Source organism: Helcococcus bovis (genome assembly GCF_046035835.1).
GTDB classification, from domain to species: Bacteria; Bacillota; Clostridia; order Tissierellales; family Peptoniphilaceae; genus Helcococcus; species Helcococcus bovis.
In genome coordinates this window covers 33,737-53,493 of sequence record NZ_JBFNGB010000007.1, presented here as the reverse complement: position 1 = coordinate 53,493, position 19,757 = coordinate 33,737, and the positions used below count along the sequence as shown (strand labels likewise).

Genomic DNA, 19,757 nt, shown 5'->3' with positions numbered 1-19,757 from the left:
AGGAGGTAAAATGAATAAAGATGATATCACAATGATAGGATTTGAGATAGTTGCATATGCGGGAGATGCAAGATCTCATTATATGAACGCATTAAAATATGCAAAATCTAAGGATTTTGAAAAAGCAAAAGAAGAAATTGATTTAGGTGAAAAGTGCATAATTAATGCTCATAAAACTCAAACTGAATTATTGGTAAAAGAAGCTAGAGGCGAAGATTTACCATTTAGCGTGACTTTTATTCATGGACAAGATCATTTGATGACTACAATGTTATTAAGAGATTTAATAGAAACAATTATTGAACTTTATAAAGAAAAATGAGGAGAAGAAAATGAAAGGATTAATAAAAAGAATAGAAAAAGTTAAACCATTTTTTGAAAAGTTATCAAGAAATATATATTTAAGATCTATAAAAGACGGTTTTATAGCAGGTATGCCTGTAGTATTGTTTTCAAGTATATTTTTACTTATAGCATTTGTTCCAAATGCATTTGGATTTAAATGGAGTGATAAAACAGTTGAATTATTAATGAAGCCTTATAATTATTCTATGGGTATCTTAGGTATATTAGTAGCAGGAACAACAGCAAAAGCATTAACAGATTCTATGAATAGAAACATGGGATCAAATAATCAAATGAATTTTATGTCAACAATGTTAGCTGCAATGGTAGGATTTTTACTATTATCTGCAGATCCATCTAAAGATGGTGGATTTTTAAGTTCTTATATGGGAACAAAGGGATTGATAGCAGCATTCTTAGCAGCATTTTTAACAGTAAATGTATATAAAATTTGTTTTAAGAACAATGTAACAATAAAAATGCCGGGAGAAGTACCACCTAATATTTCAAAAGTATTTAAGGATTTAATTCCATTTGCAATTTCTATTGTAATTTTATATGGATTAGATATATTAGTTCGCAATTATGCAGGTAAAAACGTTGCTGAATCAATAAGTATTTTATTAGCACCATTATTTAAGGCAGCTGATGGATATTTAGGATTGACAATAATATTTGGGGCATATGCATTCTTCTGGTTTATAGGTATCCACGGTCCATCTATTGTAGAACCAGCTATAGCAGCTGTATTGTATACTAATGCAGAAGTAAACTTAGGTTTAATGCAAGCAGGACAACATGCAGATAAAGTAATTACAGCCGGAACTCAAATGTTTATAGTTACAATGGGTGGTACGGGAGCTACACTGGTTGTTCCATTCATATTTATGTGGCTTGCAAAATCAAAAAGAAATAAAGTTGTAGGTAGAGCATCTGTAGTTCCAACATTTTTTGGTGTAAATGAACCAATATTATTTGGTGGACCTCTTGTATTAAATCCAATATTTTTTGTACCATTTATTTTAGCACCAATTGTAAACGTTTGGATATTTAAGTTTTTTGTAGATACACTAAAAATGAACAGTTTTACAGCAAACTTAGCTTGGATTACTCCAGCACCTATTGGAATGTTATTAGGTCTAAACTTCCAATTTTTAGCAATAATATTAATATTTGTATTGATTGTAGTAGACGTATTAATTTATTATCCATTCTTTAGAATATATGATCAACAAATTTTAGAAGAAGAAATAAAAGGAAAAAGTGAAGAAAGCTCAAATTTAGAAAAGAAAGTTAACGCAAATTTTGATACAAAAAAAGCTAAAGATGTTATTTCAAATAAAAAAGAAGTTATGGGTGATTCTTTAATTAATGAACATGTTGAAGTTTTAGTTTTATGTGCAGGTGGCGGTACGAGTGGACTTTTAAGTAATGCACTTAATAAAGCAGCTAAGGAACATGGAGTATCAGTTAATGCTGTAGCTGATAGCTATGGAGCACACAGAGATATATTGAAAAACTTTGATTTAGTTGTACTTGCTCCTCAAGTTGCTTCTAATTATGAAGATATAAAGAAAGAAACAGATGCTTTAGGCATAAAACTTGTTAAGACAGAAGGTGCTGAATATATTTCATTAAGTAGAGATGGATTAGCATCATTAAAATTTGTAAAGGAAAGTTTAAATAAATGAAAAAATTGCCAAAAGACTTTATATTTGGGGGAGCAACGGCAGCTTATCAAGCTGAAGGAAGTATAGATAAAGACGGAAAAGGAGAAGTTGCTTGGGATCAATATTTAAAAGAAAATTATTGGTATACAGCAGAACCGGCAAGTGATTTTTACAATAGATATCCAATTGACTTAAAACTTTGTGAAGATTTCTCTATAAATGGTATAAGAATTTCAATTGCGTGGTCCAGAATTTTTCCTAAGGGTTACGGGAAAGTAAATGATAAAGGAGTAGAATTTTATCATAAATTATTTGCGGAATGTAAGAAAAGAGGTGTTGAACCATTTGTAACATTACATCATTTTGATACTCCAGAATTTTTACATTCTAAAGGTGATTTCTTAAATAGGGAAAATGTGGAACATTTTGTAAATTATGCAAAGTTCTGTTTTGAAGAATTTAAGGAAATCAAATATTGGACAACATTTAATGAAATTGGACCTATAGGAGAAGGACAGTACTTAGTTGGGAAATTTCCACCTGGATTAAAATATGATTTTGAAAAAGTTTTTAATTCACATCATAATATGATGTTAGCTCATGCTAAAGCAGTTATTGAATATAAAAATAGAGGCTACGATGGGGAAATTGGAATAGTTCATGCACTTCCAACAAAATATCCATATAATCCGAAAGATGAAAGAGATATAAGATCTTCAAAATTAGAAGATATAATTCATAATAAATTTATATTGGATGCAACTTATTTGGGACATTATTCACCTGAAACAATGGAAGGGGTGAATCATATCTTAGAAATCCATGGAGGATACTTGGATATAAGAAAAGAAGATTTAGAAATACTTGATATTGCAAAAGATTTGAATGACTTTTTAGGAATAAACTATTATATGAGTGATTGGATGCGTCATTTTGAAGGTGAAACAGAAATAACTCATAATTCTAAAGGTGCTAAAGGAGGTTCAAAATATCAAATTAAAGGTGTTGGAAAAAGAGAATATAGTGTTGACATACCCCGTACTGATTGGGATTGGATGATATATCCTAGAGGACTATATGATCAAATAATGAGAGTTAAAAGAGAATATCCAAATTATAAAAAAATATATATTACTGAAAATGGTTTAGGCAACAAAGATAAATTTGAAGATAATACAGTTTATGATTACGATAGAATAGATTATATAAAACAACATTTGAATGTTGTAGCTGATGCAATAGAAGATGGAGCTATCGTAAAAGGATATTTTTTATGGTCATTGATGGACGTGTTTTCGTGGTCTAATGGATATGAAAAAAGATATGGACTGTTTTATGTTAATTTTGAAACCCAGGAAAGATTTCCAAAACAAAGTGCTTACTGGTATAAAAATTTAGCAGAAACACAAATTTTGAATTGAGGTAAAATATGAAATTAAATAAATTATTATCGATTTTTTTAGCATCAGTTATATTTGTTGTAAGTTTACCTGTAAAAAATGCAAAAGCAGATGTACAAACACCTATAGCTAAATTAAATGCAAATAAAGTTTTTCAAGAAATAGATGGTTTTGGGGTATCTCAATCTGCGGATGTTTATGGAAATCAAATTTATGAACATAATAAAAGAGATGAACTAATGGATTTACTTTTTTCTAATGAAAAAGGTATAGGATTAAGTATTTTAAGAAGTGAAGTTGGTAATGGATTAAATATGCCAACTATTCATCCTGATAAGGATACATGGGATTTTAAACCATATGAACCGGAACAATGGGTTATGAATGAAGCTAGAAAAAGGGGAGTTCAAACATTTATGAGTACGGTTTGGTCGCCACCTGCATGGATGAAAACAAATAATAGAATTGTAAGAGGTGGGAGATTAAAAGAAGAGTATTATCAAGAATATGCTAAATATCTTGCAGAATATGTTAAAGGATATAAAAAACATCATAATATCAAAATAGATGCAATTTCTATTGCTAATGAGCCTGAATATGCTGCTTTTTGGCAATCTAATTTATGGTCAAAAGAAGAATTTAGAAAATTTGTAAAAGAATATTTAAAACCTACTTTTGTAAAAGAAAAAGTTGATGCAAAAATTATTGTAGGTGAAGAAGGAACTTGGACAGATAAAAGACTATCATCAATTTATGAAGATAAAGGTGCGATAGATAGTGTTGATATAATTGCATCACATTATTATAGAGGAAGACCTTATATATTTGAAGGTGCAAAGAAAAATAATAAAAAAATTTGGCTTACAGAAACTTCAGAAACTATTCTTAAAGGTACAGGTTTTAAGGATGGCGTAAAATGGTCAAGATACATTCATGATTTTTTAACTAAAGCGGATATAAATGCCTTTATTTTTTGGTTAGGAGCTGCTTATAAAAATAATAATGAAAGTTTGATAAGATTAGTTGACAAAGATAATTACATAGATGCAAAGAGATTGTATTCATTTGGTAATTTCAGTAAATTTATAAAACCTGGATATAAGAGAGTAGAAATTACAGAAAATCCAACGGGAAATTTACATTTATCAGCATACAAAAATGATAAAACGGGAGATTTTGTTGTAGTTGCTCTTAATGATGGTCAAAATAATGAAACTATAGATTTAACTTTTGAAGGTGTAAAATTAAATAAACTTACCCCTTATATAACAAATGATAATTACAATTTAGAAAAATTCCCATCACAATATATAGATGATAATATTGCAAGAATTTCAGTTAGTGGATATACCACTATAACATATACAGGCAATATTAATGATGAAAAACAACAAAATAAAAGCTATAGAATCTATGATAATTTAGATAATTGGGATAAGATTCATTCTAAATCAGATAATTGGATGTTAGAAGCATATAATCCATATAACGCATTTGATAACGATTTTTCAAGAGCAAGAAGAACTGGACTTTCGAGAGAAAATATAGTTTATAAATTAGAAAATATGAAAGATTTTGATGCAGTTATATATTATCATATTTCTTTACAAGGATTAGATTTTGAAATATCATCTGATGGACAAAATTGGGAAAAATTAGATTATATGTATGATTTGCCTATGTTAACCGGAGGGTATTGGGAAAAAATAAATGTAAGACCTAAAAAAGAATTAAAAGAGGGAACAAATTATTTGAGGATAACATTCGATAAAGGGGGTAAATGTTGGGATAAACATTTATCATTGATTAAAATTAGATAAATAATTGAATAAATTTATATTTTTAATAGTATTATTTTCACTATTTAAAATTATTAAAATATATAGGACTGTTGCAAAATAAACTTTTTGGTTATTTTATAACAGTCCTTTTTATTTTTAGGATTTTAATACTTTTAATTTTCTTCTAAATTTTTAATATAATCAGGTTTTTCAGTCAATATATAATCACTATTGAAAATGTCCATAAATTCTGCACCTGTTATAGTTTCCTTTTCTAAAAGATATTTTGAAATTTCATGAAGTTTATCTATATTTTCACGCAATAATGTATGAGCTTTTTTGTGAGCTTCAGAAATTATTTCCATTACTTTTTGATCTACTCTATTTTCGGTTTCAGCTGCTGCAAATGAATTAGTACCAGATCCCTTTAAGTATCTTGAAGAATTTTGTTCTAATAATACAAAGTCAAATTCTTCTTCCATACCAAATGTTGAGACCATTGCTCTTGCAATTTTTGTAGCTCTTTCAATGTCATTTGAAGCACCTGTTGTTTTTGTGTTGAATATAATTTCTTCAGCGGATCTACCACCAGTTAATATTACAATTTCTTGGAATAAATCTTCTCTAGATCTTAAGAATTTTTCTTCTTCTTCAACTTGCATTGTGTAACCCAATGCTCCAGAAGTTCTAGGGATAATTGTAATTTTTGTTACTGGAGCAGTTTGAGTTTGAGCTGCTGCTGTAATAGCATGACCAACTTCATGATATGCAATGATTTCTTTTTCTTTTGAAGTTATTACAGCATTTTTCTTCTTATGACCTGCAATTACAACTTCTACAGATTCTGCTAAATCTTCTTCAGTAACTTTGTCTCTACCTTCTCTAACAGCTCTTAAGGCACCTTCATTTATCATGTTTGCAAGATCTGCACCAGAAGCACCAGCTGTCATTTTAGCTATGTTATTAAGGTTAACATCTTCTCTCATTTTAATTTTTTTAGAATGAACTCTTAAAATTTCTTCTCTACCTTTAATATCCGGTAATTCTACTCTTACTTGTCTATCAAATCTTCCTGGTCTTGTTAAGGCAGGATCTAAAATTTCCGGTCTATTTGTAGCAGCTAAAATAATTACACCACTTGTAGCATCAAAACCATCCATTTCATTCAATAATTGGTTAAGAGTTTGTTCTCTTTCATCATTTCCACTATATCCTGATGTATCTCTACGTTTACCTATTGCGTCAATTTCATCAATAAATACGATGCATGGTGATTTTTCATTTGCCTGCTTAAATAAATCTCTTACTTTAGATGCTCCTAAACCAACAAACATTTCAACAAATTCAGAACCTGAAATTGAGAAGAATGGAACATTTGCTTCACCGGCTACAGCTTTTGCAAGAAGAGTTTTACCTGTTCCTGGAGGTCCAACTAAAAGTATTCCCTTAGGAGCAACAGCACCAATTGCAGCGTATTTTTTTGGATCATGAAGGAAGTCAACAATTTCCTCTAAACTTTCTTTTGCCTCATCTTGACCAGCCACATCCTTAAATGTAGCTGAATTAGAAGCTTTTATATATCTTTTTGCATTTGATTTACCAAAGCTTAAAGCATTTGAACCTCCCATCATTCCTTTAGTTAGATATCTAATAATGAAAAACATTATTGCGAAAGGAACAACCCATTGTAATAAAAATACAATTAAAGGATTTGCTGGTTCTATAATTTCACTTCCAAATTGAGTTTTTGTTTTTAAAATTCTATCTGTCAGATCTTTATCTGGCCATCTACCAACTTTGTAATTTAGATCTTGATTACCTTTTTTTACATTAAAACTTATTTGATTGCTTTCGGCTTTTATCTTTTGGATTTCACCCTTATTAAGCATAGTTAGGAATTGGTCATAACTTACTTCTTTAACAGAAGCATTTTTAATCATTGGGGCAACTATGAACTGAATTAAAATAATTATAACTGCACCAACAGCATACCAATACCATATAGGTTTTTTATCATCAATTTTTTTATCGTTATTATTTTTAAATGGCATTAAATTCTCCTATTTTATTTTGTTTTTAATATTATATAACATAAAAGTGTTTAAATTTTGTTTACACTCATCTTAATATATATTACCCTAAAATTAAGAAACAAAGCAATAACCTTAGAAATTTAAGTGTTTTAGTCATGTTCAAAAAGTCAATGTTACGATCAAGTTACGAGATACTTTCTATTAAGTTATCAAGGATAGTTTTTTTATCTTTTTCAATTAAGTGAGTGTATATTTTAAGCATAGTATCTATATTATGACCCAGTCTATGTGCCATTGCAGGAATAGAGTTTTCAGATTTGTTTGAGTGAATCAACATAGAAGCGTGAAGATGTCTTAATGAATGTATTTTAACTATTGGGAGATTGGACTTTTTACTTACCGTTTTAAAAGAGTATGCAGGTGTTGTTGTTTGAGTATATCCACCTTGTCCGTTATTAAAAATAATATCTAATCTACCGAAAAATTGGAATTGTAATTTTCTCCATTTTTTTAGAATTTCTATTGTTTCATTATCCATTGGGATCGTCCTTATGTTTCCAGTTTTTGTATCTCCACAGATTAATTTTCTATCATATGTTTTTAATGATTTTGATATTGTGATTTCATTGTTCTTAAAATCAATATCACTCCAACTAAGTGCCAATCCTTCACTTTTTCTCATCCCACTAAAGGCTAAAAGTCTAAAATATGCGTACCATTTATAATCATATTCTTTCATATTTTCAAGAAAAATTTTTAACTCATCAATAGTCCATATTTTAGTTTTTTTCGACTTTTCTTTTTTAGGCTTAAATACTTTTAAGCAAGGATTTTCAGAAATATATTCTCTACTTACTGCAAATTGCAATATAGCATTAAAATATCCGAAATATTGACTAAACGAATGTAATTCATCGCTCAATTCATTTAACCACTTTTGTGTTACTTTTAACGATATAGTATCAAGATAAACGTCTTTAAAAGCAGGTAATATATGCTTTTTTATTTTACCTTCTACATCATATAACGTTGATTCTTTAACTGTTAATTTGTAAACCTCAAACCACTCTTGGTATACGTCTATGAATTTATGTCTGTTATTTTTCGTGTCTGATAGTCCAGTCATGAGCCTACTATATTCAAGTTTTGCTTGTTTTTCCGTTTTAAACCCACTTCGATTAGTTCTTTTTTCTTTTCCAGTTAAATGGTCAATGCCAAGATAAATATTGAATTTATATCTTGTATTGCCGTTTTTGTCTTTATACTTTTTTATGTTCATAAAAAAATACTCCTTTCTTGTATTACAAGTGGAGTATATGCTATAATATAGTTGTTAAGAGATGTATAGCAATATACTCTTGTTCAATCCCTTACCAGGTGAGAGTGGTAAGGGTGTTTTTTTTTTGATAATGTGGTTGGAAAAAGTCGGAAAAAGTCTGAAAAAAATCCGACCACTATTGTATTAACTGTTTTTCTTTTAACTTTAGTGTTTGGCGATATTCTTCTGCTTCTGCTATTTCGTTAAAATCAAATGTAAGATTCTTATACTCTTCAAGAGTTTTTTTAATATCTTCTAAGGTAATGTTATAAAATTCTTTACGATTGTTAATAGCATTAACTCTATTTTTTTCAAATTTTGTATGTAGAGCAGTTTCCAATTGATATGCTTCATAACTAAATATTAACGCGTGTATATCAAACTTGAATGGTACTGACGCACTACTTAACTCTGCAATTCTTTCGTAAGGATCTAAACGTCTAGTCACTCCTATTTTAAAAATATTTTCTCCAAAAGCTCCTATATTACTGATTATATATACGTACCCCGCTGTAGCGTTTGCACTTCTATAATCAAGTTCTTGTTTTTCCTCTTCCTTTTCTTGAATTTTATTGTTTATATCTAAAATTTCATCTTCAATCGCTTTACGTTCTTCAACATTTTTTAAATTTTTTAGTTTTTTATAGAGTTCATCTAAAACATTCTTAAAATGAGTAATATCTTTGTCTATATTTTTTTTCTTTCTATTAATTTCTTCTTGTAATTTCTTTTCTTCACGTTCACGTTCACGTTGTTCTCTTAATTCTTCTTTTTCTTCTTGCTTCTTCTTCTCGTATTCATAAGCCAAATGTAATTCTTTTATTTTTTCTTCAAGATAAGAGTAAGAAATAGATACTTTATTTGTTTCGTTCAATTTATTTAACTGTTCATACGATTTATAAATCCTATTTTCAATTGTTGAGATATTATTAAATTTAACCTTATTTATAGCTGCTTCACATTCATTATTAAATGACCTTAAAATCTGTTTTATGTTATCGTTAGTCATTTTTCTACCTTTTTGTTTAGAACCGTCAACAGTCCAATTGTCAAAATAGGAAACTGCAGTTTTATCTTTTATCATTGTCTTTTGATTAGCTCTAACAATGTCTAATTTTTCTTTATATTTGATTGAATTTACAAAATCGTATCTTGGGCGATATAGGCTAAAAGATTCCATTTCGATATCTTCTTCAATCACAATTAGTTCTTTTTTTAGTACATTTAATTTATGTGTTTTTTCAAGTATTAATCTATCGCATTCTGTTACTTTAGATTTCAATTCTGATACAATCTTTTCTTTATTTATGATATCAGCTTTTAATTCCAGAGCTGTTTTTTTATTCACATCTTCTAATTCTACTGTCAATAAATTTAAATTATTCTCCAATTCAAAAATTTTATCTTTATATTTTTTAGCATTTAAAAAGTCTAAAATTCCCATTTTTACTCCTTATTAATTAAATACTCTACGTTATCTTCCTTGATCCCTAAAGCGTTGGCTAACTGTTCTGTTGTTTCAATTCCATCTTCTATAGTTAAATCTGAAAAAAGCAATCTGCAAGCGAAATAATCAGCTTCTTTTTCGAGTCTCCCTTTATTCAACAATGGGTTGTAGAACATCTGTTGCTCTTCGGTATGTAATATAGCGTGACCTATTTCATGTGCAAACATGTATTCTTTATTGATAATTTCATTGCTGTAATATATACATTCAAAGTCTCCGATTCTGTTATAAACTGCTTGATTTCCGTACAACAAAATGTTTTCTTTATCTACTGGGAATGTGTATATTTTTAAATAACTTAGAATATCATAAACGTTGTTGCTCCCTACAATTTCAATAAGTCCATTTAATGTTTCATCTATCCATTTCATTTTTTATCCTTATATTTTAAAGAAACTAACTTCATCATATTTAATACTTCATTAGCATATTCAACTTGATCATTTTTTGGTAATTTAGTAATATCAAGTCCATTAAACCCCATAACTACTTGTTGATTTAATAAAAAATTCATAGCTTCTTCGGGAGTTGTGAACTGCGTTGGAAATTCAGGGTTTTCAGGATTTTCAATATTTAAATCTAAAAGATAATCCATTGTAACCTTGAAATATTTAGCATACCCTGTCAAATAAGTATTTAACGGCACTGTTTTTTCTGATTCCCACCTTGATATCATTGACTTACCAACGTTTAAATCGTATTGATTAAGTCTATTCGCCATTTCTTCCATTGTTAATCCATGGTCTAATCTCAATCTTTTTAATTTGTCTCCTAATCCCATATTTTTCTCCTTGATTATTATTATATCGATATTATAATACTTTTGTATCATAATTGCAACTTTTTATCAAAAATAAAAAAAAGTTGTTGACAAGGAACAAAAAACATGTTAAGATAGTTGTAACAAAGGAACAAGAAAGGAGAAAACGAATGAATGGAAAAATGTCGTATTATAAGTTAAAAGGTTTTTTGGCGGAACAGGGTATAAAACATTCAAAAGTCGCTAAAATTCTTGGTATTTCACAAACTACTTTTAGTAAGAAGATAAATAGAAATAACGCAGATTTTAACGCAGATGAGATTAGAGTTATTTGCAGAACTTATAATATAAGTAGTGATGAATTTTTTTTAACCTATTAGTTGCACGAAAGGAACAAAATTGTAACAATTAAATAAAGAGGTTGACAACAGAAAGGAACAAATATGCAAGATATAACACTCAAGCAAGACATGGTTAAACAAAACGTATTGCTTAAAATGTATAAAATCAGTCCTAACACTTTAGAGTTTTTAGAAGAAAATAAACTTGAACGTTATCAAATAGGACCAAAAACTGTATTTTATAGCATTTCGGAATTTGAAGAAACTATAAGAAGAGTAGCAATGAATCAAACAAAATAACAAACGTAAAAAATTGCGTTGGAAAGGAAGAGAGAATGGAAAAGGAAATAAAGATAGATGTTGAAGTAAAAGCAGATGTATTAATCAACGGATATACAGTTGAAGAATTTAAAAAGAAAATCGACCAATTAACTGAATTATTGGAAGAAATCAATCAAAAGGTCGAATAACATTACCAATTTTTGATAATTAATTCTTGAGCTGCTGTGTTAAGCATTTCTTGATAAGAACTGAATGAACTTATTTCACGTACTGCATTATCTAATTGACCTTCAGATAACGCTTTATATTCTTCGATAGATGTTACGTTAATTAGTTGGAAAAATTCATCTATTGATTCTAAATTAGTATATTTAGTCATAAATGAAGAATCTAAAAGTTCATCAAGATCATACGATCCGGATATAGAGTTTGCTTTTTGTTCAAGTTTTTTCAAAGCTTTCTTAAAACCTGAATTATCGAATTTAATATTCAAGATATACCTCCTTTCTAAATATAGTATAAAACATGTGAAATCTTATCTTTAAATACATTATATAGTATTTAAAACTATAAAGCAAGGAGATGACCTGATGAAAAATAAAATAAAAAAATTAAGGATCCAACATGGGATTACACAAAGAGAACTTTTTGAAAAAACAGGAGTTAAAATATTAACAATATCAAATTATGAAAGGCAGTTAAATACTATCCCGCCTGATATGGCTGTAAAGTTATCGAAAGCATTTAACTTGAACTGGTGGGAAATTTACGAGGAGGAATAATGGAAATAACAAACAAAAAAGTCTTATGTCACATTAGACGAAGAAAAGAAAAAAGAGAATTAAAAGCAGGACTTGAAGGTCTAGCAATTGTAATGCTTGCACCACTTACAATGATTGGGATTGGTGTTGCGATGTATATCGGGTATGGACTTACATTATGATAATTCAAGATGTAATCATAGGATTAATAGTAATCCTATTTTTAGTAATAATTCAAAGGGGGAGTAAATGAGCATAGTAGACAAGATAACACTATTCTTACTAATTGTGGGAGCGTGTCAAGTGGTGAACACAAGCATTCGAATTTACAAGTTAATCAAGGAGGATAGATGATTTTATTAAAAATTATTGTATCTACAGCTTTTATGCTACTTCTTATGATTAATGGAATTATCTTAATTGATTACTTTGAAAATAGGAAGTTTAGAAGACTTGAAAAAAGAAGAAGGGAGCGTGATAGATGTAGATATGTGGACAATTTTTATACAAAATAAAAGGACTGAATAAACAGTCCATAGGTTACGAATTGCAGCTCGTAGCCTAATTATAACACAAAGGTAGAAAAAATGAAAAATATAATTAGGAGATGAAATGGAAAAAGAAAATAAATTAATAATTAAAAAATTAAAAAATAATAAAGTAAGAGACGGTAGACAAGTTAGAGTATCACAAGAAACTTATGATGAAGTGGTTAGATTATCCAATGAAGCAAATATGAATATTGGAGATATTTCTGAAATCATCATGGAATGGGCAATAAAAAGGGTTGTAATACAATAAAAGGGGTAAAAATGGCTGTAAAAATTAATAGTTTAGAATTAGAAAGTGTAAAAAAAATAAAAGCGGTTCAATTTGAACCTACAAAAAATGGATTAACAATAATTGGCGGGGATAATAGACAAGGTAAAACAAGTGTTCTAGATGCAATTTCATGGGCTGTAGGCGGTAATAAATATAAACCTAGCAATCCAAAAAATGATGATTTAGTGACTGACCCATATCTTAAAGTTGAATTATCCAATGGATTGATTGTTGAAAGGAAAGGCAAAAATTCAGATTTAAAGGTAACAGACCCTAATGGAGAAAAATCAGGACAAAATTTATTAGATAGTTTTATCTCAACATTTGCTCTAGATTTACCAAAATTCATGAATCAAACAAATACCGAAAAAGGAAAAACATTATTAAAAATCATCGGTTTAGAATCAGAATTAAACGAACTGGAATTAAAAGAAGGTAAGTTATATAGCGATAGATATGAAATAGGAAGAATAAAAGATAAAAAAGAAAAATATGCAAGTGAACTTATTGAACACGAAGATGTTCCAGCTGAAAAAATTTCCGTTGCTGATTTAATTAAAGAACAACAAGAAATACTTGTGAAAAATGGAGAAAATCAAAGATTAAGAAATAAGTTAAAAGATTTAGTTAGAGAGCAAGAAGCCGACCAATCAATTTACAGTAATTTAGAAGAAAAGATAAAAGAATTACAAAATAAAAAAGCGGAAGTATTAAATAGATTAGAAGATAGAGCTGACCAAATACAGAATGCAAGAAAAACAACTGAACAGTTAATTGATGAATCAGACGAAGAAATAATCGCTTCAATTAACAACATAGAATCCATCAATAAAAAGATTGAAGAAAACGCAAATAAAAAACGTGCTTTAGATGAGTATCAAGAGTATAAAGCTGAATATGATGATTTGACTGAACAAATAAAAAATGTAAGAGAAGAAAAAATAAAACTTCTAACTACAGCCAAATTACCACTAACTGGATTGTCTATAGAAGATGGAGAATTGACTTACTTAAATCAAAAATGGGATGGCATGAGTGCTAGCGAACAATTAATAGTTGCTACATCAATTGTTAAAGCCTTAAATCCTGATTGTGGTTTTGTACTAATGGATAAGCTTGAACAATTAGATTTAACTACATTGAAAGAGTTTGGGGAATGGCTGGAAGACCAAGATTTACAAGTAATTGCTACAAGAGTTTCTAAAGGGGATGAGTGTCAAATTATTATAGAAGACGGAAAAATCGTAAATAATGATAAACAAGACGTAAAAGCATGGAAAGAAGGAGAGTTTTAATGTTTGAAATAAATAGCGGTAAAATTGCAAAAGCTCAAAAAGTTGTAATATATGGAGTTGAAGGAATCGGAAAATCATCTTTAGCTAGTAAATTTCCAGATGCTTTATTCATAGATTTAGAAGGCTCAACAAATAATATGAATGTTAGAAGAATTGAAGCTCCTAGCTCCTGGAGTATATTTTTACAACAATTAGAATGGTTAAAAAAAGAAAAGCCGTGTAAAACAGTTGTAATTGATACTGCGGACTTTTTAGAAGAATATCTTTGTAAACCTCATGTAGTGTCTACAATTCCAAATGGAAAAAATGGTTTTGTAAAAAATATTGAAGATTATGGATATGGTGCAGGATATAAGCATTTAGCTGATATATGGGGCAAAGATTTCTTAAACAGGGCAAGTGACCTTGTAAATGCCGGATTAAATGTTGTAATTTTAGCGCACGCAACACAAAGAAAAGTAGATTTACCAGATGAAATGAACTCATACGACAGATACGAGTTAAAACTTGAAAAGAAAACATCTTCTTTAACTAAAGAATGGGCGGACTTGCTTTTATTCTTAAATTTCAAAACAGATGTAATCACCATCAAAGATGGAATGTCTACAAAAAGAAAAGGTCAAGGACAAAAAAGAATGATGTATACTACACATCATGCTTCATATGATGCCAAAAATAGAAATGACTTAAAAGATGAATATGAATTAAATTATGATTTTATCTCGCATATTTTCGACGATAAAAAAGAAGAAGTATTTTACAGAAATGAAGATAACGAAACTTTTAAGGTAAAAAAAGATGATGAAATAAATAAAATTATTGAAGACACAGAAAAACAATTTCCACCAGGGGTAGGAGCGAAAGAAATTTCAGAAGAAGAGTTTAAAATGTTAAATGATGATGAAAGAGAGAGGATACCATTTGAAGAGGTAAAGGAAAAAGAAAGCTTAAACGAATTAGAAAATTTAAAAAATGAAAAACTAAAACAATTATTAAAAGCTAATAATATAACTGTATTTCAAATCAAAAGGGCAATATCTAAAAAAGGGTATTTCCCAGAAAATATAGATATTAATGATTTACCTAATGATTTTGTTGAACAGGTTTTAATTGCAGCTTTTGCACAAATAAAAAAATATATAGAAGAAAATAATATATAAAAAGGAGAATAAAAAATGTCAGAAAATTTAGATATAGCAATTGGTTGGGATGATGAGATTAAAAAAGATAGTGATTTTGTGTTACTTGATGAGGGAGATTATGATTTTGTTATAACAAAATTTGAAAAAGGCTTTTTCCAAGGAAGTGATAAAATGCAACCTTGTAATCAAGCAATAGTCTACTTAAGCATAGAGGGTGTAACAACATTAAGAACGTACTTATTATTAAACAGAAAAGTAGAATGGAAGCTATCAGAATTCTTTACATCAATAGGAATGAAAGAAGAAGGAAAAGAATTAAAAATGAATTGGGATGCTATAGTCGGAAAAACTGGTAGAGTAACATTAGGGCATAGAGCAGGAACAAACGGTAATGTTTATAATGAAGTAAAAAAATTCCTTAAACCTAATAAGAAGTGGGAAAACGGAGCGTTTTAATGAAAATGCAATTAAGACCGTATCAAGAAGAAGCTAAAAAAGCTGTATTAAATGAATGGGATTCAGGAAGAGATAAAACTCTTCTTGTACTTCCTACAGGGTGCGGGAAGACTGTAGTTTTTTCGAAAATTGTAGAAGAAAGAGTTAAAAAGGGCGATAAGGTTTTAATTTTGGCACATAGAGGAGAGCTTTTAGAGCAAGCAAGCGATAAATTAGAAAAAGTTACGGGTTTAAAAACATCTACCGAAAAAGCTAATGAAACTTCACTTGATAATTTTTTTCGTGTCACAGTTGGATCAATTCAAACTTTGATGAGGGATAAAAGATTAAAAAAATTTAGCAAAAATCATTTTGGAACAATTATAGTTGATGAAGCTCATCATGTTTTAAGTGATAGTTATCAAAAAGTGCTTAACTATTTTAATGAATCGAAAATATTAGGTGTTACAGCTACTCCTGATAGAGGGGATATGAAAAATTTAGGAGAGTTTTTCGAAAGTTTGGCTTATGAATACACTCTTCCTAAAGCTATTAAAGAGGGATATTTAACAAAATTAAAAGCTTTAACTATACCAATTAACATAGATTTATCCAATGTCTCTCAACAATCGGGAGATTATAAATTATCAGATATAGGCTCTACTCTAGATCCTTTTTTAGAACAAATTTCAAAGGAAATGTGGAGTGTTGCGAAAGATAAAAAAATAGTTGTTTTTCTTCCTTTAATTGAGACGTCAAAAAAGATGGTAAATTTCTTAAATAATGTTGGTTTTAACGCTGTTGAAGTTAATGGAGATTCTGAAAATAGAGAAGAAATATTAAAAGATTTTGAAGACGGAAAATACAACGTTTTATGCAATTCTATGCTTCTTACTGAGGGGTGGGATTGTCCATCTGTGGATTGTGTTGTGGTTTTAAGACCTACTAAAGTAAGAAGCTTATACACTCAAATGGTGGGTAGAGGAACTAGACTTTTCCCAGGAAAAGAGTATTTATTGATCCTTGATTTTTTATGGCATACGGAAAAACATTCATTATGTAGACCAAGTCATTTGATTACTACTAATGAAGAAGTCCAAAAAAAGATGGATGTAAAAATAGAGCAAAATCCTAATGAAATAATAGATATTGAAGATTTAGAGAAATTAGCTACAGAAGAAGTTTTACAAGATAGAGAAAATTCTCTCGCTGAAAAATTAAAAGAACTGAAAAAACGTAAAAGACAATTTGTAGACCCTATTCAATTTGAATTATCTATACAAGATGAAGATTTAAGCAGTTACGTTCCTAATTTTGGTTGGGAAATGGCTCCAGCTTCTAAAAAACAATTAAGCGCTTTAGAAAAATTTGGAATAGATTCAGCTACAATTGATAATACTGGTAAGGCTACTCTTATACTTAATAAGTTGATTAAAAGAAAAGAGCAAGGGCTTGCTACACCTAAGCAAATAAGATTTTTAGAGCGAAAAGGTTTTAACCATGTAGGGACTTGGAGTTTTGAAAATGCTCAAAAAATGATAGCTAGAATTAGTGCTAATCATTGGATGATTCCTAGAGATGTTACCCCAAGCGATTATAAACCAATGTAGAGAGGGGGCGAAATGGATAATAAAACAAATTTTTTAGAAATATTAAATAAAATAGACCCCGCTTATCTTGACTACACAGAATGGTTAAATGTAGGGATGGCTCTTAAACATGAAGGGTATACAGCCTATGATTGGGATAAATGGAGTCAAAAAGATTCTCAAAGATATAAAGAGGGAGAAACCTACAGAAAATGGGAATCATTCGAGGGTTCGCCTAAGCCTATAACTGGTGCGACTATTGTTGAATTTGCAAAAAGATTAGGTGTTTTGCAATTTAATAAAAAAGAAGATTACTCACTTGATTGGAACAGTAAAATCCAAGATGAACTAATTGTAATAGATCATAATTATCTCGAAGGAAAGGAAATCCCTGAACCTATAAATTTTGACCCTTGTAATGAACTTAAAACCTATTTAGAGACTTTGTTTGATTCTACTGAATATGTAGGGTATGTAACAGAAGTTTATGAGTATGACGGAGTTGAAAAACCCACAAAAGGGATTTTTAAGCGTACAGCTGGGGAATTACTTCAAATACTTGCTAAAGGCAGGCTAGATGATGCAATAGGCACTCACAACGAAAAGGCAGGGGCATGGATAAGATTTAATCCTTTAGATGGTAAAGGTATAAAAAACGAAAATGTAACCGATTATAGATATGCTTTAGTTGAATCAGACACTATGGATTTAGAAAAGCAAAATGCGATTTTAAGAGAACTTGAACTACCTATAGCTGTGTTGGTTTATAGTGGAGGGAAGTCTATCCACGCTATCGTGAAAATTGAAGCTAGTTCTTATGAAGAGTACAGAAAAAGAGTAGATTATCTTTATAAAGTATGTGAAAAAAATGGGTTTAGTATTGATAAACAAAACAGAAATCCATCAAGGCTTTCAAGACTTCCAGGAGTTACAAGAAATGGAAAAAAACAATTTATTATAGATAAAAATATTGGAAAAAGTTCCTGGGAAGAATGGGAAGAATGGATTGAAGGGGTTAATGATGATTTACCTGACCCAGAAAGTCTAAATGATGTTTTTGATAATTTACCTGAACTTGCTCCACCCTTAATTAATGGTGTGTTAAGACAAGGTCATAAAATGCTTTTAGCTGGTCCATCTAAAGCGGGTAAATCGTTTTTAATGATTCAGTTAGTAATAGCTTTAGCTGAGGGGAAAAAATGGCTTAATTTTGATTGTGCTAAAGGAAAAGTGCTATATGTAAATTTAGAGCTTGATAAGCCATCAGCCCTGCATAGATTTAAGGATGTTTATAATTCACTAAACTATAAGCCTGAAAACTTAAAAAATATTGAAATTTGGAATTTAAGAGGTAAAGCTGTACCAATGGATAAGTTGGCTCCCAAATTAATTAGAAGAGCTCAAAAAAGAAATTATATAGCTGTAGTTATCGACCCTATTTATAAAGTAATTACAGGGGATGAAAACTCTGCCGACCAAATGGCTCACTTTACTAATCAATTTGATAAAATAGCTCATGAATTGGGCTGTGCTGTTATTTATGCTCATCACCACTCAAAAGGTAGTCAAGGTAGTAAAAAATCGATGGATAGAGCTTCTGGCTCTGGAGTTTTCGCAAGAGATCCTGATGCGTTGCTTGATATTATCCAGCTAGATTATGACCAAAAAATGAAACAAATAGAAGAATCAAAAATATTAGGTAGATTTTTCACTCAAAAAATTAAAGAAAAAGACATGGAATATTTTGAAACTAATGTAAATCCTAGTGATTGTGATTATAGCTTTAAGATGACAAATCATGTAAATAAGATTTTTTCTAAAATTGAACTTGAAAAAATGCAAGATGAAATCAAGCAAATAGAAAAGGCTGTAAATTCAAAAACAGCATGGAGAATAGAGGGAACACTTAGAGAATTTCAAAGTTTTGACCCAATAAATGCATGGTTTAATTATCCTATTCACTCAATAGATGATGGTAGTTTAGATAAAGCAATTCCAGAGGGTGAAAAACCTGCATGGCAAAAAGCTATGGATTCAAGAAAAGACCCAGAGGAAAAAAGGGAAGAGAGAAAAAAAGAACTTGAACAAGCTTATGAAGCTTCAAACATGGACGGACAAGGGGTAACCATTAAAGATTTAGCAAGTTATATAGGCATTACTTCACGTTCAGTTTGGACTCGGTTAAAAGAGCATGGAGGATTTAAAACTGAAAAAGTTGATGGACAAAAAGAAACAATAGTAACTTTAAAAAGTGAATAATATTAATTTAATTGTAT

22 protein-coding genes are annotated in these 19,757 nt (G+C 29.5%); 16 read left to right on the top strand and 6 right to left on the bottom strand.

Features of this window, described 5'->3' with window-relative positions:
- The first annotated feature begins 10 nt into the window (after nucleotides 1-10).
- The 4 genes from ABGF48_RS03475 to ABGF48_RS03460 are packed head-to-tail and all read left to right on the top strand — an operon-like array spanning nucleotide 11 to nucleotide 5,235.
- Complete coding sequence (locus tag ABGF48_RS03475) at nucleotides 11-322, top strand: PTS lactose/cellobiose transporter subunit IIA (protein ID WP_134710846.1); 312 nt, start codon at nucleotides 11-13, stop codon at nucleotides 320-322.
- Between the two features lie 10 nt (nucleotides 323-332).
- Nucleotides 333-2,036, top strand: a complete 1,704-nt coding sequence (locus ABGF48_RS03470; RefSeq protein ID WP_408104957.1) for a lactose-specific PTS transporter subunit EIIC — start codon at nucleotides 333-335, stop codon at nucleotides 2,034-2,036.
- On the top strand, nucleotides 2,033-3,436 hold the full coding sequence (gene lacG / locus ABGF48_RS03465; RefSeq protein ID WP_408104956.1) for a 6-phospho-beta-galactosidase: 1,404 nt from the start codon (nucleotides 2,033-2,035) through the stop codon (nucleotides 3,434-3,436). The genes ABGF48_RS03470 and lacG overlap by 4 nt, the downstream gene beginning before the upstream one ends.
- Before the next feature lie 8 nt (nucleotides 3,437-3,444).
- The gene (locus tag ABGF48_RS03460) at nucleotides 3,445-5,235 is read left to right on the top strand and encodes a glycoside hydrolase family 30 protein (protein ID WP_408104955.1); all 1,791 of its coding nucleotides are present in this window, start codon (nucleotides 3,445-3,447) and stop codon (nucleotides 5,233-5,235) included.
- 134 nt (nucleotides 5,236-5,369) lie between these two features.
- On the opposite strand, the gene ftsH is transcribed toward ABGF48_RS03460, so the two are convergent.
- From ftsH to ABGF48_RS03435, 5 genes are all read right to left on the bottom strand, one after another.
- Nucleotides 5,370-7,247 (bottom strand): ATP-dependent zinc metalloprotease FtsH, encoded by a 1,878-nt coding sequence (gene ftsH, locus ABGF48_RS03455; RefSeq protein WP_408104954.1) that lies wholly within the window; start codon nucleotides 7,245-7,247, stop codon nucleotides 5,370-5,372.
- A gap of 166 nt (nucleotides 7,248-7,413) precedes the next feature.
- Nucleotides 7,414-8,508 (bottom strand): tyrosine-type recombinase/integrase, encoded by a 1,095-nt coding sequence (locus ABGF48_RS03450; protein ID WP_408104953.1) that lies wholly within the window; start codon nucleotides 8,506-8,508, stop codon nucleotides 7,414-7,416.
- Between the two features lie 175 nt (nucleotides 8,509-8,683).
- Entirely contained in the window at nucleotides 8,684-9,991 is a 1,308-nt protein-coding gene (locus ABGF48_RS03445; RefSeq protein WP_408104952.1) for a DUF4041 domain-containing protein, read from the bottom strand.
- A 2-nt stretch (nucleotides 9,992-9,993) separates the two neighbouring features.
- Nucleotides 9,994-10,425: an ImmA/IrrE family metallo-endopeptidase gene (locus ABGF48_RS03440; protein ID WP_408104951.1), complete on the bottom strand. Its 432-nt coding sequence runs from the start codon at nucleotides 10,423-10,425 to the stop codon at nucleotides 9,994-9,996.
- Nucleotides 10,422-10,835: a helix-turn-helix domain-containing protein gene (locus tag ABGF48_RS03435; protein ID WP_408104950.1), complete on the bottom strand. Its 414-nt coding sequence runs from the start codon at nucleotides 10,833-10,835 to the stop codon at nucleotides 10,422-10,424. The genes ABGF48_RS03440 and ABGF48_RS03435 overlap by 4 nt, the downstream gene beginning before the upstream one ends.
- Nucleotides 10,836-10,984: 149 nt before the next feature.
- Here ABGF48_RS03435 and ABGF48_RS03430 point away from each other — a divergent pair, with 149 nt between their 5' ends.
- The 3 genes from ABGF48_RS03430 (at nucleotide 10,985) to ABGF48_RS03420 (ending at nucleotide 11,625) form a co-directional block, all read left to right on the top strand.
- Entirely contained in the window at nucleotides 10,985-11,194 is a 210-nt protein-coding gene (locus ABGF48_RS03430) for a helix-turn-helix domain-containing protein (protein ID WP_408104949.1), read from the top strand.
- A gap of 117 nt (nucleotides 11,195-11,311) precedes the next feature.
- Nucleotides 11,312-11,455, top strand: coding sequence for a hypothetical protein (locus tag ABGF48_RS03425; RefSeq protein WP_408104948.1), 144 nt, complete (start codon nucleotides 11,312-11,314; stop codon nucleotides 11,453-11,455).
- A 35-nt stretch (nucleotides 11,456-11,490) separates the two neighbouring features.
- Nucleotides 11,491-11,625 carry a hypothetical protein gene (locus tag ABGF48_RS03420; RefSeq protein WP_408104947.1) on the top strand — a complete coding sequence of 45 codons (135 nt, stop codon included), beginning with the start codon at nucleotides 11,491-11,493 and terminating at the stop codon, nucleotides 11,623-11,625.
- A 2-nt stretch (nucleotides 11,626-11,627) separates the two neighbouring features.
- On the opposite strand, the gene ABGF48_RS03415 is transcribed toward ABGF48_RS03420, so the two are convergent.
- Entirely contained in the window at nucleotides 11,628-11,930 is a 303-nt protein-coding gene (locus ABGF48_RS03415) for a hypothetical protein (RefSeq protein WP_408104946.1), read from the bottom strand.
- 97 nt (nucleotides 11,931-12,027) lie between these two features.
- On the opposite strand from ABGF48_RS03415, the gene ABGF48_RS03410 reads away from it, so the two are divergent.
- From ABGF48_RS03410 to ABGF48_RS03370, 9 genes are all read left to right on the top strand, one after another.
- Entirely contained in the window at nucleotides 12,028-12,219 is a 192-nt protein-coding gene (locus ABGF48_RS03410) for a helix-turn-helix domain-containing protein (protein ID WP_408104945.1), read from the top strand.
- On the top strand, nucleotides 12,219-12,380 hold the full coding sequence (locus ABGF48_RS03405) for a hypothetical protein (RefSeq protein WP_408104944.1): 162 nt from the start codon (nucleotides 12,219-12,221) through the stop codon (nucleotides 12,378-12,380). The genes ABGF48_RS03410 and ABGF48_RS03405 overlap by 1 nt, the downstream gene beginning before the upstream one ends.
- Before the next feature lie 168 nt (nucleotides 12,381-12,548).
- On the top strand, nucleotides 12,549-12,713 hold the full coding sequence (locus tag ABGF48_RS03400; RefSeq protein WP_408104943.1) for a hypothetical protein: 165 nt from the start codon (nucleotides 12,549-12,551) through the stop codon (nucleotides 12,711-12,713).
- Between the two features lie 97 nt (nucleotides 12,714-12,810).
- Nucleotides 12,811-12,999, top strand: a complete 189-nt coding sequence (locus ABGF48_RS03395; protein ID WP_408104942.1) for a hypothetical protein — start codon at nucleotides 12,811-12,813, stop codon at nucleotides 12,997-12,999.
- An 11-nt stretch (nucleotides 13,000-13,010) separates the two neighbouring features.
- Nucleotides 13,011-14,315, top strand: coding sequence for an AAA family ATPase (locus ABGF48_RS03390; protein WP_408104941.1), 1,305 nt, complete (start codon nucleotides 13,011-13,013; stop codon nucleotides 14,313-14,315).
- On the top strand, nucleotides 14,315-15,475 hold the full coding sequence (locus tag ABGF48_RS03385; RefSeq protein WP_408104940.1) for an ATP-binding protein: 1,161 nt from the start codon (nucleotides 14,315-14,317) through the stop codon (nucleotides 15,473-15,475). Before ABGF48_RS03390 ends, ABGF48_RS03385 begins: the two co-directional genes overlap by 1 nt.
- Before the next feature lie 15 nt (nucleotides 15,476-15,490).
- On the top strand, nucleotides 15,491-15,913 hold the full coding sequence (locus ABGF48_RS03380) for a hypothetical protein (protein WP_408104939.1): 423 nt from the start codon (nucleotides 15,491-15,493) through the stop codon (nucleotides 15,911-15,913).
- The gene (locus tag ABGF48_RS03375; RefSeq protein ID WP_408104938.1) at nucleotides 15,913-17,502 is read left to right on the top strand and encodes a DEAD/DEAH box helicase; all 1,590 of its coding nucleotides are present in this window, start codon (nucleotides 15,913-15,915) and stop codon (nucleotides 17,500-17,502) included. Before ABGF48_RS03380 ends, ABGF48_RS03375 begins: the two co-directional genes overlap by 1 nt.
- A 12-nt stretch (nucleotides 17,503-17,514) precedes the next feature.
- Nucleotides 17,515-19,740, top strand: coding sequence for an AAA family ATPase (locus ABGF48_RS03370; RefSeq protein ID WP_408104937.1), 2,226 nt, complete (start codon nucleotides 17,515-17,517; stop codon nucleotides 19,738-19,740).
- Nucleotides 19,741-19,757 lie beyond the last annotated feature (17 nt).